24 protein-coding genes are annotated in these 10,622 nt (G+C 51.3%); 23 read left to right on the top strand and 1 reads right to left on the bottom strand.

Features of this window, described 5'->3' with window-relative positions; all coding sequences use genetic code 11:
- The 3 genes from K5R89_RS24860 to bfr all read left to right on the top strand — a co-directional run.
- The coding region (locus K5R89_RS24860; RefSeq protein WP_001384287.1) for an elongation factor Tu 1 at positions 1-120 on the top strand (120 nt) is incomplete at its 5' end.
- Positions 121-300: 180 nt separating this feature from the next.
- Positions 301-495, top strand: coding sequence for a bacterioferritin-associated ferredoxin (gene bfd / locus K5R89_RS24855; protein WP_004152415.1), 195 nt, complete (start codon positions 301-303; stop codon positions 493-495).
- Between the two features lie 73 nt (positions 496-568).
- Positions 569-1,045 carry a bacterioferritin gene (gene bfr, locus K5R89_RS24850; RefSeq protein ID WP_004206792.1) on the top strand — a complete coding sequence of 159 codons (477 nt, stop codon included), beginning with the start codon at positions 569-571 and terminating at the stop codon, positions 1,043-1,045.
- Here the strand turns inward: bfr and K5R89_RS24845 are convergent.
- Positions 1,029-1,514, bottom strand: coding sequence for an A24 family peptidase (locus K5R89_RS24845; RefSeq protein WP_023291174.1), 486 nt, complete (start codon positions 1,512-1,514; stop codon positions 1,029-1,031). The two genes, bfr and K5R89_RS24845, sit on opposite strands and share 17 nt — an antisense overlap.
- A gap of 382 nt (positions 1,515-1,896) precedes the next feature.
- On the opposite strand from K5R89_RS24845, the gene rpsJ reads away from it, so the two are divergent.
- From rpsJ to rpmD, 20 genes are all read left to right on the top strand, one after another.
- Positions 1,897-2,208: a 30S ribosomal protein S10 gene (rpsJ, locus tag K5R89_RS24840; RefSeq protein ID WP_001181005.1), complete on the top strand. Its 312-nt coding sequence runs from the start codon at positions 1,897-1,899 to the stop codon at positions 2,206-2,208.
- Positions 2,209-2,240: 32 nt separating this feature from the next.
- On the top strand, positions 2,241-2,870 hold the full coding sequence (rplC, locus tag K5R89_RS24835) for a 50S ribosomal protein L3 (protein ID WP_002919796.1): 630 nt from the start codon (positions 2,241-2,243) through the stop codon (positions 2,868-2,870).
- Between the two features lie 10 nt (positions 2,871-2,880).
- A complete protein-coding gene (gene rplD / locus K5R89_RS24830; protein ID WP_002919794.1) occupies positions 2,881-3,486 on the top strand; it encodes a 50S ribosomal protein L4 in 606 nt (201 codons plus the stop codon).
- A complete protein-coding gene (rplW, locus tag K5R89_RS24825; protein WP_000617546.1) occupies positions 3,483-3,785 on the top strand; it encodes a 50S ribosomal protein L23 in 303 nt (100 codons plus the stop codon). Before rplD ends, rplW begins: the two co-directional genes overlap by 4 nt.
- A gap of 17 nt (positions 3,786-3,802) precedes the next feature.
- Entirely contained in the window at positions 3,803-4,624 is an 822-nt protein-coding gene (gene rplB, locus K5R89_RS24820) for a 50S ribosomal protein L2 (RefSeq protein WP_002919786.1), read from the top strand.
- Positions 4,625-4,640: 16 nt separating this feature from the next.
- Positions 4,641-4,919 carry a 30S ribosomal protein S19 gene (gene rpsS / locus K5R89_RS24815; protein ID WP_001138115.1) on the top strand — a complete coding sequence of 93 codons (279 nt, stop codon included), beginning with the start codon at positions 4,641-4,643 and terminating at the stop codon, positions 4,917-4,919.
- 14 nt (positions 4,920-4,933) lie between these two features.
- Positions 4,934-5,266 carry a 50S ribosomal protein L22 gene (gene rplV / locus K5R89_RS24810; RefSeq protein ID WP_002919773.1) on the top strand — a complete coding sequence of 111 codons (333 nt, stop codon included), beginning with the start codon at positions 4,934-4,936 and terminating at the stop codon, positions 5,264-5,266.
- 17 nt (positions 5,267-5,283) lie between these two features.
- A complete protein-coding gene (gene rpsC / locus K5R89_RS24805) occupies positions 5,284-5,982 on the top strand; it encodes a 30S ribosomal protein S3 (RefSeq protein ID WP_002919766.1) in 699 nt (232 codons plus the stop codon).
- 12 nt (positions 5,983-5,994) lie between these two features.
- Positions 5,995-6,405, top strand: coding sequence for a 50S ribosomal protein L16 (rplP, locus tag K5R89_RS24800; protein WP_002919759.1), 411 nt, complete (start codon positions 5,995-5,997; stop codon positions 6,403-6,405).
- Positions 6,405-6,596: a 50S ribosomal protein L29 gene (rpmC, locus tag K5R89_RS24795; protein WP_002919754.1), complete on the top strand. Its 192-nt coding sequence runs from the start codon at positions 6,405-6,407 to the stop codon at positions 6,594-6,596. Before rplP ends, rpmC begins: the two co-directional genes overlap by 1 nt.
- Positions 6,596-6,850, top strand: a complete 255-nt coding sequence (gene rpsQ, locus K5R89_RS24790) for a 30S ribosomal protein S17 (protein WP_002919751.1) — start codon at positions 6,596-6,598, stop codon at positions 6,848-6,850. The genes rpmC and rpsQ overlap by 1 nt, the downstream gene beginning before the upstream one ends.
- Before the next feature lie 165 nt (positions 6,851-7,015).
- Positions 7,016-7,387 (top strand): 50S ribosomal protein L14, encoded by a 372-nt coding sequence (gene rplN, locus K5R89_RS24785; protein WP_002919748.1) that lies wholly within the window; start codon positions 7,016-7,018, stop codon positions 7,385-7,387.
- Between the two features lie 10 nt (positions 7,388-7,397).
- On the top strand, positions 7,398-7,712 hold the full coding sequence (gene rplX / locus K5R89_RS24780) for a 50S ribosomal protein L24 (protein WP_000729185.1): 315 nt from the start codon (positions 7,398-7,400) through the stop codon (positions 7,710-7,712).
- Positions 7,713-7,726: 14 nt separating this feature from the next.
- Positions 7,727-8,266 carry a 50S ribosomal protein L5 gene (gene rplE / locus K5R89_RS24775; protein WP_001096200.1) on the top strand — a complete coding sequence of 180 codons (540 nt, stop codon included), beginning with the start codon at positions 7,727-7,729 and terminating at the stop codon, positions 8,264-8,266.
- A gap of 14 nt (positions 8,267-8,280) precedes the next feature.
- A complete protein-coding gene (gene rpsN, locus K5R89_RS24770; protein WP_002919667.1) occupies positions 8,281-8,586 on the top strand; it encodes a 30S ribosomal protein S14 in 306 nt (101 codons plus the stop codon).
- A gap of 33 nt (positions 8,587-8,619) precedes the next feature.
- Entirely contained in the window at positions 8,620-9,012 is a 393-nt protein-coding gene (gene rpsH, locus K5R89_RS24765; RefSeq protein ID WP_002919665.1) for a 30S ribosomal protein S8, read from the top strand.
- Positions 9,013-9,024: 12 nt separating this feature from the next.
- Positions 9,025-9,558, top strand: coding sequence for a 50S ribosomal protein L6 (rplF, locus tag K5R89_RS24760; RefSeq protein WP_002919662.1), 534 nt, complete (start codon positions 9,025-9,027; stop codon positions 9,556-9,558).
- Positions 9,559-9,567: 9 nt separating this feature from the next.
- Positions 9,568-9,921, top strand: coding sequence for a 50S ribosomal protein L18 (gene rplR / locus K5R89_RS24755; protein WP_000358960.1), 354 nt, complete (start codon positions 9,568-9,570; stop codon positions 9,919-9,921).
- Between the two features lie 14 nt (positions 9,922-9,935).
- Positions 9,936-10,439 (top strand): 30S ribosomal protein S5, encoded by a 504-nt coding sequence (gene rpsE, locus K5R89_RS24750; RefSeq protein ID WP_002919545.1) that lies wholly within the window; start codon positions 9,936-9,938, stop codon positions 10,437-10,439.
- A 3-nt stretch (positions 10,440-10,442) separates the two neighbouring features.
- The gene (gene rpmD / locus K5R89_RS24745) at positions 10,443-10,622 is read left to right on the top strand and encodes a 50S ribosomal protein L30 (RefSeq protein WP_001140434.1); all 180 of its coding nucleotides are present in this window, start codon (positions 10,443-10,445) and stop codon (positions 10,620-10,622) included.

Raw genomic sequence — 10,622 nt, 5'->3', positions numbered from 1 at the left:
AACATCAAAATGGTTGTTACCCTGATCCACCCGATCGCGATGGACGATGGTCTGCGTTTCGCAATCCGTGAAGGCGGCCGTACCGTTGGCGCGGGCGTTGTAGCTAAAGTTCTGGGCTAATTCGTTAGCTTTGAATAAAAAAGGGCGCTTCGGCGCCCTTTTTGCTGTCCGTCGTTCAGCGAAAAGGGCGGTGCTACTGGCGATTCATAACGTGCGCTGCGGCGGATAATGAGTAAATGGTCTATTGTAATCATAACTATTCTCATTTAATATTTGTGCATAAATTGAACGGGAGTTTATATGTACGTTTGTTTGTGCAATGGCGTCAGCGATAAAAAAATTCGCCAGGTTGTTCGCCAGTTTCAACCGCAATCTTTTCAGCAATTACGTAAGTTTGTTCCCGTTGGAAATCAATGCGGTAAGTGTGTTCGCGCGGCGCGGGAAGTTATGGAAGATGAATTAACCACCATGCCGGAATTCAAAGAAATCGCCTGAAGTCCACGCTTCTCTTTTGACATCCCTATAGGCCGGACTACGCTTCAATGAGTGGAAGCGGAGGGACTATATAATGAAAGGTGATGTCAAAATCATAAGTTATCTCAATAAATTATTGGGAAATGAGCTGGTCGCAATTAATCAGTACTTTCTCCATGCGAGAATGTTCAAAAACTGGGGCCTGATGCGCCTCAACGATATTGAGTACCACGAATCCATCGACGAAATGAAGCACGCCGATAAATACATCGAGCGTATTCTTTTTCTCGAAGGTATCCCGAATCTGCAGGATCTCGGCAAACTTGGCATCGGTGAAGATGTGGAAGAGATGCTGCAGTCCGATTTAAGACTGGAGCTGGAGGGAGCGCAAAACCTGCGCGAGGCGATCGCCTATGCCGACAGCGTCCATGACTACGTCAGCCGCGATATGATGATTGAGATCCTGGCGGATGAAGAAGGCCATATCGACTGGCTGGAAACCGAACTCGATCTGATCGGCAAAATCGGTCTGCAAAATTATCTGCAGTCGCAGATCAAAGTGTCAGACTAGCCAGCGTCTGACACCCGCACCAGAAACCCGCGGCCGCCAGAAATGGCCCAAACGGCAGCGGGTTGTTCCCCCTCCATTTACTGCTCCCGCCATACCTGGCGTACAAACCTGATACTGCCCACACCGCGCAGGCGAGCAGCGATGCCACCAGTAGCAGCTGCGGCAGCAATCGCCAGCCATGCCAGGCGCCGAGGGCGGCGAGATATTTGATATCCCCATACCCCAACCCCTCATAGCCGCGGATCCCGCGATATAGCCAGTAAAGCGCAGCCAAACAGAGATAGCCGGCTATCGCCCCCCAGACGGCATCATGAAGCTGGTGCGGCGCCAGACAGAGATAAAAAAGCAAACCACTCCACAGCAGGGGACAGGTGTAACGGTCGGGCAGCAGGCCGTGACGCAGGTCCTGGTGGCATAAGGCTAAGGTCAATCCGCTATAGCACAGCAAGAAGGGGAGGGCGGCGAGCATGGTTAACCCCGCAATCGTCAAAGAACATCGTCTCACTATGCTTATTGTCCCCGTTCAGTGCAAAAGGGACTTCCCTGGAATGGATGGCGCCATCCGCGTTAAATGGCCGCGTTTTCACCCGGTACCGTTCGCTAGCGCGAAGGTGCGCAAATCCTGGTGATGATTTTCTAAACAGCACTTGCGTAGCGCCAGAATTTGCGTATAATGCGCGGGCCTGTCAAAGTTGACGGCCGGTTCAATATGAACCCTGGTAATCGCAGTTGGGTTATCAAACAATGTCCCCAATCGGGGGGCTATGTAAGAACGGTTACACTCTCCCATCAATCGTAATGGGTTTGAGGAGTAATCATTTCGTCTATAAAATAATTGGAGCTCTGGTCTCATGCAGAACCAAAGAATCCGTATCCGCCTGAAAGCGTTTGATCATCGTCTGATCGATCAATCAACCGCGGAAATCGTCGAGACTGCTAAGCGCACTGGTGCGCAAGTCCGTGGTCCGATCCCGCTGCCGACCCGCAAAGAGCGCTTTACCGTTCTGATCTCCCCGCACGTCAACAAAGACGCGCGTGACCAGTACGAAATTCGCACTCACAAGCGTCTGGTTGACATCGTTGAGCCAACTGAAAAAACCGTTGATGCTCTGATGCGTCTGGATCTGGCTGCCGGTGTAGACGTGCAGATCAGCCTGGGTTAATCAGGTCATCGAGCGATTGAGAGGTTGAAACAATGATTGGTTTAGTCGGTAAAAAAGTGGGCATGACCCGCATCTTCACTGAAGATGGCGTTTCTATCCCAGTAACCGTAATCGAAGTTGAAGCAAACCGTGTTACTCAGGTTAAAGACCTGGCTAACGATGGCTACCGCGCAATCCAGGTTACCACCGGTGCTAAAAAAGCTAACCGTGTAACCAAGCCGGAAGCGGGTCACTTCGCTAAAGCTGGCGTTGAAGCTGGCCGTGGTCTGTGGGAATTCCGTCTGGCTGACGGCGAAGAATTCACCGTAGGTCAGAACATTAGCGTTGAACTGTTTGCTGACGTTAAAAAAGTTGACGTAACCGGTACCTCTAAAGGTAAAGGTTTTGCTGGTACCGTTAAGCGCTGGAACTTCCGTACCCAGGACGCTACTCACGGTAACTCCTTGTCCCACCGCGTTCCGGGTTCTATCGGTCAGAACCAGACTCCGGGCAAAGTGTTCAAAGGCAAGAAAATGGCAGGTCAGCTGGGTAATGAGCGTGTAACCGTTCAGAGCCTGGACGTAGTACGTGTTGACGCTGAGCGCAACCTGCTGCTGGTTAAAGGTGCTGTCCCGGGTGCGACCGGTAGCGACCTGATCGTTAAACCAGCTGTGAAGGCGTGAGGAGATAGCAATGGAATTAGTATTGAAAGACGCGCAGAGCGCGCTGACTGTTTCCGAAACTACCTTCGGTCGTGATTTCAACGAAGCGCTGGTTCACCAGGTTGTTGTTGCTTATGCAGCTGGTGCGCGTCAGGGCACTCGTGCTCAGAAGACTCGTGCTGAAATCACTGGCTCCGGTAAAAAACCGTGGCGCCAGAAAGGTACCGGCCGTGCGCGTTCTGGTTCTATCAAGAGCCCGATCTGGCGTTCCGGTGGCGTGACCTTTGCTGCTCGTCCGCAGGACCACAGTCAAAAAGTTAACAAGAAGATGTACCGCGGCGCGCTGAAAAGCATCCTGTCCGAACTGGTACGTCAGGATCGTCTGATCGTTGTCGAGAAGTTCTCTGTTGAAGCGCCGAAAACTAAGCTGCTGGCACAGAAACTGAAAGACATGGCTCTGGAAGATGTGCTGATCATCACCGGTGAGCTGGACGAGAACCTGTTCCTGGCCGCACGTAACCTGCACAAGGTTGACGTACGTGATGCGAACGGTATCGACCCGGTTAGCCTGATCGCCTTCGACAAAGTCGTAATGACTGCTGATGCTGTTAAGCAAGTTGAGGAGATGCTGGCATGATTCGTGAAGAACGTCTGCTGAAGGTGCTGCGCGCACCGCACGTTTCTGAAAAAGCGTCTACTGCGATGGAAAAAACAAACACCATCGTTCTCAAAGTTGCTAAAGACGCGACCAAAGCAGAAATCAAAGCTGCTGTGCAGAAACTGTTTGAAGTCGAAGTCGAAGTCGTTAACACCCTGGTTGTTAAAGGGAAAGTTAAACGTCACGGACAGCGTATCGGTCGTCGTAGCGACTGGAAAAAAGCTTACGTCACCCTGAAAGAAGGCCAGAATCTGGACTTCGTTGGCGGCGCTGAGTAAGTCGGAGGAGTAATACAATGGCAGTTGTTAAATGTAAACCGACATCTCCGGGTCGTCGCCACGTCGTTAAAGTGGTTAACCCAGAGCTGCACAAGGGCAAACCTTTTGCTCCGTTGCTGGAAAAAAACAGCAAATCCGGTGGTCGTAACAACAATGGCCGTATCACCACCCGTCATATCGGTGGTGGCCACAAGCAGGCTTACCGTATTGTTGACTTCAAACGCAACAAAGATGGTATCCCGGCAGTTGTTGAACGTCTTGAGTACGATCCGAACCGCTCCGCGAACATCGCGCTGGTTCTGTACAAAGACGGCGAGCGCCGTTACATCCTGGCCCCGAAAGGCCTGAAAGCTGGCGACCAGATTCAGTCTGGCGTTGATGCTGCAATCAAAGCAGGCAACACCCTGCCGATGCGCAATATCCCGGTTGGTTCTACCGTTCATAACGTAGAAATGAAACCAGGTAAAGGCGGTCAGCTGGCTCGTTCCGCTGGTACTTACGTTCAGATCGTTGCTCGCGACGGTGCTTATGTCACCCTGCGTCTGCGTTCTGGTGAAATGCGTAAAGTCGAAGCAGACTGCCGCGCTACTCTGGGCGAAGTTGGCAATGCTGAGCATATGCTGCGCGTTCTGGGTAAAGCAGGTGCTGCACGCTGGCGTGGTGTTCGTCCTACCGTTCGCGGTACTGCGATGAACCCAGTAGACCACCCACATGGTGGTGGTGAAGGTCGTAACTTTGGTAAGCACCCGGTATCCCCGTGGGGCCTGCAGACCAAAGGTAAGAAGACCCGCAGCAACAAGCGTACTGATAAATTCATCGTACGTCGCCGTAGCAAATAATTTTAGAGGATAAGCCATGCCACGTTCTCTCAAGAAAGGTCCTTTTATTGACCTGCACTTGCTGAAGAAGGTAGAGAAAGCGGTGGAAAGCGGAGACAAGAAGCCCCTGCGCACTTGGTCCCGTCGTTCAACGATCTTTCCTAACATGATCGGTTTGACCATCGCTGTCCATAATGGTCGTCAGCACGTTCCAGTATTTGTTTCCGACGAAATGGTCGGTCACAAACTGGGTGAATTCGCACCGACTCGTACTTATCGCGGCCACGCTGCTGATAAAAAAGCGAAGAAGAAATAAGGTAGGAGGAAGAGATGGAAACTTTAGCTCAACATCGCCATGCTCGTTCTTCTGCTCAGAAGGTTCGCCTTGTAGCTGACCTGATTCGCGGTAAGAAAGTGTCGCAGGCCCTGGATATTCTGACCTACACCAACAAAAAAGCTGCTGTACTGGTCAAGAAGGTACTGGAATCTGCCATTGCTAACGCTGAACACAACGATGGCGCTGACATTGATGATCTGAAAGTTGCGAAAATTTTCGTAGACGAAGGCCCGAGCATGAAGCGCATTATGCCGCGTGCTAAAGGTCGTGCAGATCGCATCCTGAAGCGCACCAGCCACATCACTGTGGTTGTGTCCGATCGCTGAGACTCTGGAGACTAGCAATGGGTCAGAAAGTACATCCTAATGGTATTCGCCTGGGTATTGTCAAACCATGGAACTCTACCTGGTTCGCGAACACCAAAGAATTCGCTGACAACCTGGACAGCGATTTTAAAGTACGTCAGTTCCTGACTAAAGAACTGGCTAAAGCGTCTGTATCTCGCATCGTTATCGAGCGTCCGGCTAAGAGCATCCGTGTGACCATTCACACCGCTCGCCCGGGTATCGTTATCGGTAAGAAAGGCGAAGACGTAGAAAAACTGCGCAAGGTCGTAGCGGATATCGCTGGCGTACCTGCACAGATCAATATCGCCGAAGTTCGTAAACCTGAACTGGACGCAAAACTGGTTGCTGACAGCATCACTTCTCAGCTGGAACGTCGCGTTATGTTCCGTCGTGCGATGAAGCGTGCTGTACAGAACGCAATGCGTCTGGGCGCTAAAGGTATCAAAGTTGAAGTTAGCGGCCGTCTGGGCGGCGCGGAAATCGCACGTACCGAATGGTACCGTGAAGGTCGCGTACCGCTGCACACTCTGCGTGCTGACATCGACTACAACACCTCTGAAGCGCACACCACTTACGGTGTAATCGGCGTTAAGGTATGGATCTTCAAAGGTGAGATCCTGGGTGGTATGGCTGCTGTTGAACAACCGGAACCGGCTGCTCAACCTAAAAAGCAGCAGCGTAAAGGCCGTAAATAAGGAGCGTCGCTGATGTTACAACCAAAGCGTACAAAATTCCGTAAAGTGCACAAAGGCCGCAACCGTGGTCTGGCGCAGGGTACGGATGTTAGCTTCGGCACTTTCGGTCTGAAAGCTGTTGGCCGTGGTCGTCTGACTGCACGTCAGATCGAAGCAGCACGTCGTGCTATGACCCGTGCAGTTAAGCGTCAAGGTAAGATCTGGATCCGTGTATTCCCGGACAAACCGATCACCGAGAAGCCGCTGGAAGTTCGTATGGGTAAAGGTAAAGGTAACGTGGAGTACTGGGTTGCCTTGATTCAGCCGGGTAAAGTCCTGTATGAAATGGACGGTGTACCGGAAGAGCTGGCCCGTGAAGCATTCGGCCTGGCAGCAGCGAAACTGCCGATCAAAACCACCTTTGTAACTAAGACGGTGATGTAATGAAAGCAAAAGAGCTGCGTGAAAAAAGCGTTGAAGAGCTGAACGCTGAGCTGCTGAACCTGCTGCGTGAGCAGTTCAACCTGCGCATGCAGGCTGCAAGTGGCCAGCTGCAACAGACTCATCTGCTGAAGCAAGTGCGTCGTGATGTTGCACGCGTTAAGACTTTACTGACTCAGAAGGCGGGTGCGTAATGACCGATAAAATCCGTACTCTGCAAGGTCGCGTAGTTAGCGACAAAATGGAGAAATCCATTGTTGTTGCTATCGAACGTATGGTGAAACACCCGGTTTACGGCAAATTCATCAAACGTACGACCAAACTGCACGTACATGACGAGAACAACGAATGCGGTATCGGCGACAAGGTTGAAATCCGCGAGTGCCGTCCGCTGTCCAAGACTAAGTCCTGGACGCTGGTTCGCGTTGTAGAGAAAGCGGTTCTGTAATAGAGTACGCATTCTCGATACGGATAAACGGCTCAGCGATGAGCCGTTTATTTTTTCTACCCATATCTGGTTTGTGGTGTTATAATGCCGCGCCCTCGATATGGGGCTTTTTAACGACCCTAATTTTCGGGTCTCAGTAGTAGTTGACATTAGCGGAGCACTAAAATGATCCAAGAACAGACTATGCTGAACGTCGCCGACAACTCCGGTGCACGTCGCGTAATGTGTATCAAGGTTCTGGGTGGCTCGCACCGTCGCTACGCAGGCGTAGGCGACATCATCAAGATCACCATCAAAGAAGCAATTCCGCGTGGTAAGGTCAAAAAAGGTGATGTGCTGAAGGCGGTAGTGGTGCGCACCAAGAAGGGTGTTCGTCGCCCGGACGGTTCTGTCATTCGCTTCGATGGTAATGCATGCGTTATTCTGAACAATAACAGCGAGCAGCCTATCGGTACGCGTATTTTTGGGCCGGTAACTCGTGAACTTCGTACCGAGAAGTTCATGAAAATTATCTCTCTGGCACCAGAAGTACTCTAAGGAGCGAATCATGGCAGCGAAAATCCGTCGTGATGACGAAGTTATCGTGTTAACCGGTAAAGATAAAGGTAAGCGCGGTAAAGTTAAGAATGTCCTGTCTTCCGGCAAGGTCATTGTTGAAGGTATCAACCTGGTTAAGAAACACCAGAAGCCGGTTCCGGCTCTGAACCAACCAGGCGGCATCGTTGAAAAAGAAGCTGCAATTCAGGTTTCTAACGTTGCAATCTTCAATGCGGCAACCGGCAAGGCTGACCGTGTAGGCTTTAGATTCGAAGACGGCAAAAAAGTCCGTTTCTTCAAGTCTAACAGCGAAACTATCAAGTAATTTGGAGTAGTACGATGGCGAAACTGCATGATTACTACAAAGACGAAGTAGTTAAGAAACTCATGACTGAGTTTAACTACAATTCTGTCATGCAAGTCCCTCGGGTCGAGAAGATCACCCTGAACATGGGTGTTGGTGAAGCGATCGCTGACAAGAAACTGCTGGATAACGCAGCAGCTGACCTGGCAGCAATCTCCGGTCAAAAACCGCTGATCACCAAAGCACGCAAATCAGTTGCAGGCTTCAAAATCCGTCAGGGCTATCCGATCGGCTGTAAAGTAACTCTGCGTGGCGAACGCATGTGGGAGTTCTTTGAGCGCCTGATCACTATTGCTGTACCGCGTATTCGTGACTTCCGCGGCCTGTCCGCTAAGTCTTTCGACGGTCGTGGCAACTACAGCATGGGTGTCCGTGAGCAGATCATCTTCCCAGAAATCGACTACGATAAAGTCGACCGCGTTCGTGGTTTGGATATTACCATTACCACTACTGCGAAATCTGACGAAGAAGGCCGTGCTCTGCTGGCTGCCTTTGACTTCCCGTTCCGCAAGTAAGGTAGGGTTACTTAATGGCTAAGCAATCAATGAAAGCACGCGAAGTAAAGCGCGTGGCTTTAGCTGATAAATTCTTCGCTAAACGCGCTGAACTGAAAGCTATCATCTCTGATGTGAACGCAACCGACGAAGATCGTTGGAATGCCGTTCTCAAGCTGCAGACTCTGCCGCGTGATTCCAGCCCGTCTCGTCAGCGTAACCGCTGCCGTCAAACAGGTCGTCCGCATGGTTTCCTGCGGAAGTTCGGGTTGAGCCGTATTAAGGTCCGTGAAGCCGCTATGCGCGGTGAAATCCCGGGTCTGAAAAAGGCTAGCTGGTAATTGTCACCAATTGAATCACGGGAGTAAAGACAGATGAGCATGCAAGATCCGATCGCGGATATGCTGACCCGTATCCGTAACGGTCAGGCCGCGAACAAAGCTGCGGTCACCATGCCTTCCTCCAAGCTGAAAGTGGCAATCGCCAACGTGCTGAAGGAAGAAGGTTTTATCGAAGATTTTAAAGTTGAAGGCGACACCAAGCCGGAACTGGAACTGACTCTTAAGTATTTCCAGGGTAAAGCTGTTGTAGAAAGCATTCAGCGTGTCAGCCGCCCAGGTCTGCGCATCTATAAGAAAAAAGATGAGCTGCCGAAAGTTATGGCCGGTCTGGGTATCGCAGTTGTTTCTACCTCTAAAGGTGTTATGACTGATCGTGCAGCGCGCCAGGCTGGTCTTGGTGGCGAAATTATCTGCTACGTAGCCTAATCGGAGGAAAAAATGTCTCGTGTTGCTAAAGCACCGGTCGTTGTTCCTGCCGGCGTTGATGTAAAAATCAACGGTCAGGTTATTACGATCAAAGGTAAAAACGGCGAGCTGACTCGTACTCTCAACGATGCTGTTGAAGTTAAACATGCAGATAATGCACTGACCTTCGGTCCGCGTGATGGTTACGCAGACGGTTGGGCTCAGGCTGGTACCGCGCGTGCCCTGCTGAACTCAATGGTTATCGGTGTTACCGAAGGCTTCACTAAGAAGCTGCAGCTGGTTGGTGTAGGTTATCGTGCAGCGGTCAAAGGGAATGTAGTAAACCTGGCTTTAGGTTTCTCTCACCCGGTTGATCATCAGCTGCCTGCGGGTATCACTGCAGAATGTCCGACTCAGACTGAAATCGTGCTGAAAGGCGCTGATAAGCAGGTGATCGGCCAGGTTGCAGCAGATCTGCGCGCCTACCGTCGTCCTGAGCCTTACAAAGGCAAGGGTGTTCGTTACGCCGACGAAGTCGTGCGTACCAAAGAGGCTAAGAAGAAGTAAGGTAACACTATGGATAAGAAATCTGCTCGTATCCGTCGTGCGACCCGCGCACGCCGCAAGCTCCAGGAGCTGGGCGCAACTCGCCTGGTGGTACATCGTACCCCGCGTCACATTTACGCACAGGTAATTGCACCGAATGGTTCTGAAGTTCTGGTAGCTGCTTCTACTGTAGAAAAAGCTATCGCTGAACAACTGAAGTACACCGGTAACAAAGACGCTGCTGCAGCTGTGGGTAAAGCTGTCGCTGAACGCGCTCTGGAAAAAGGCATCAAAGATGTTTCCTTTGACCGTTCCGGGTTCCAATATCATGGTCGTGTCCAGGCACTGGCAGATGCTGCCCGTGAAGCTGGCCTTCAGTTCTAAGGTAGAGGTGTAAGATGGCTCACATCGAAAAACAAGCTGGCGAACTGCAGGAAAAGCTGATCGCGGTAAACCGCGTATCTAAAACCGTTAAAGGTGGTCGTATTTTCTCCTTCACAGCTCTGACTGTAGTTGGCGATGGTAACGGTCGCGTTGGTTTTGGTTACGGTAAAGCGCGTGAAGTTCCAGCAGCGATCCAGAAAGCGATGGAAAAAGCCCGTCGCAATATGATTAACGTCGCGCTGAACCACGGCACCCTGCAGCACCCGGTTAAGGGTACTCACACGGGTTCTCGTGTATTCATGCAGCCGGCTTCCGAAGGTACCGGTATCATCGCCGGTGGTGCAATGCGCGCCGTTCTGGAAGTCGCTGGGGTTCGTAACGTTCTGGCTAAAGCGTATGGTTCCACTAACCCGATTAACGTGGTTCGTGCAACTATCGACGGTCTGGAAAACATGAAGTCCCCGGATATGGTCGCTGCCAAGCGTGGTAAATCCGTTGAAGAAATTCTGGGGAAATAAACCATGGCAAAGACTATTAAAATTACTCAAACCCGCAGTGCAATCGGTCGTCTGCCGAAACACAAGGCAACGCTGCTTGGCCTGGGTCTGCGTCGTATTGGTCACACCGTAGAGCGCGAGGATACTCCTGCTGTTCGTGGTATGGTCAACGCGGTTTCCTTCATGGTTAAAGTTGAGGAGTAA

This window comes from Klebsiella sp. TF21-TM, from assembly GCF_019753495.1.
In the GTDB taxonomy this organism is placed as follows: domain Bacteria; phylum Pseudomonadota; class Gammaproteobacteria; order Enterobacterales; family Enterobacteriaceae; genus Klebsiella; species Klebsiella quasipneumoniae.
The sequence above is the reverse complement of the archived record's forward strand: the minus strand, read 5'-3'. Positions and strand labels throughout refer to the sequence as shown.

Excerpts from the sequence above, each read along its gene's own strand:
- bfd (WP_004152415.1), top strand. The coding sequence starts at position 301 with ATGTACGTTTGTTTGTGCAATGGCGTCAGCGATAAAAAAATTCGCCAG.
- bfr (WP_004206792.1), top strand. The coding sequence starts at position 569 with ATGAAAGGTGATGTCAAAATCATAAGTTATCTCAATAAATTATTGGGA.
- K5R89_RS24845 (WP_023291174.1), bottom strand. The coding sequence starts at position 1,514 with ATGCTCGCCGCCCTCCCCTTCTTGCTGTGCTATAGCGGATTGACCTTA.
- rpsJ (WP_001181005.1), top strand. The coding sequence starts at position 1,897 with ATGCAGAACCAAAGAATCCGTATCCGCCTGAAAGCGTTTGATCATCGT.
- rplC (WP_002919796.1), top strand. The coding sequence starts at position 2,241 with ATGATTGGTTTAGTCGGTAAAAAAGTGGGCATGACCCGCATCTTCACT.
- rplD (WP_002919794.1), top strand. The coding sequence starts at position 2,881 with ATGGAATTAGTATTGAAAGACGCGCAGAGCGCGCTGACTGTTTCCGAA.
- rplW (WP_000617546.1), top strand. The coding sequence starts at position 3,483 with ATGATTCGTGAAGAACGTCTGCTGAAGGTGCTGCGCGCACCGCACGTT.
- rplB (WP_002919786.1), top strand. The coding sequence starts at position 3,803 with ATGGCAGTTGTTAAATGTAAACCGACATCTCCGGGTCGTCGCCACGTC.
- rpsS (WP_001138115.1), top strand. The coding sequence starts at position 4,641 with ATGCCACGTTCTCTCAAGAAAGGTCCTTTTATTGACCTGCACTTGCTG.
- rplV (WP_002919773.1), top strand. The coding sequence starts at position 4,934 with ATGGAAACTTTAGCTCAACATCGCCATGCTCGTTCTTCTGCTCAGAAG.
- rpsC (WP_002919766.1), top strand. The coding sequence starts at position 5,284 with ATGGGTCAGAAAGTACATCCTAATGGTATTCGCCTGGGTATTGTCAAA.
- rplP (WP_002919759.1), top strand. The coding sequence starts at position 5,995 with ATGTTACAACCAAAGCGTACAAAATTCCGTAAAGTGCACAAAGGCCGC.
- rpmC (WP_002919754.1), top strand. The coding sequence starts at position 6,405 with ATGAAAGCAAAAGAGCTGCGTGAAAAAAGCGTTGAAGAGCTGAACGCT.
- rpsQ (WP_002919751.1), top strand. The coding sequence starts at position 6,596 with ATGACCGATAAAATCCGTACTCTGCAAGGTCGCGTAGTTAGCGACAAA.
- rplN (WP_002919748.1), top strand. The coding sequence starts at position 7,016 with ATGATCCAAGAACAGACTATGCTGAACGTCGCCGACAACTCCGGTGCA.
- rplX (WP_000729185.1), top strand. The coding sequence starts at position 7,398 with ATGGCAGCGAAAATCCGTCGTGATGACGAAGTTATCGTGTTAACCGGT.
- rplE (WP_001096200.1), top strand. The coding sequence starts at position 7,727 with ATGGCGAAACTGCATGATTACTACAAAGACGAAGTAGTTAAGAAACTC.
- rpsN (WP_002919667.1), top strand. The coding sequence starts at position 8,281 with ATGGCTAAGCAATCAATGAAAGCACGCGAAGTAAAGCGCGTGGCTTTA.
- rpsH (WP_002919665.1), top strand. The coding sequence starts at position 8,620 with ATGAGCATGCAAGATCCGATCGCGGATATGCTGACCCGTATCCGTAAC.
- rplF (WP_002919662.1), top strand. The coding sequence starts at position 9,025 with ATGTCTCGTGTTGCTAAAGCACCGGTCGTTGTTCCTGCCGGCGTTGAT.
- rplR (WP_000358960.1), top strand. The coding sequence starts at position 9,568 with ATGGATAAGAAATCTGCTCGTATCCGTCGTGCGACCCGCGCACGCCGC.
- rpsE (WP_002919545.1), top strand. The coding sequence starts at position 9,936 with ATGGCTCACATCGAAAAACAAGCTGGCGAACTGCAGGAAAAGCTGATC.
- rpmD (WP_001140434.1), top strand. The coding sequence starts at position 10,443 with ATGGCAAAGACTATTAAAATTACTCAAACCCGCAGTGCAATCGGTCGT.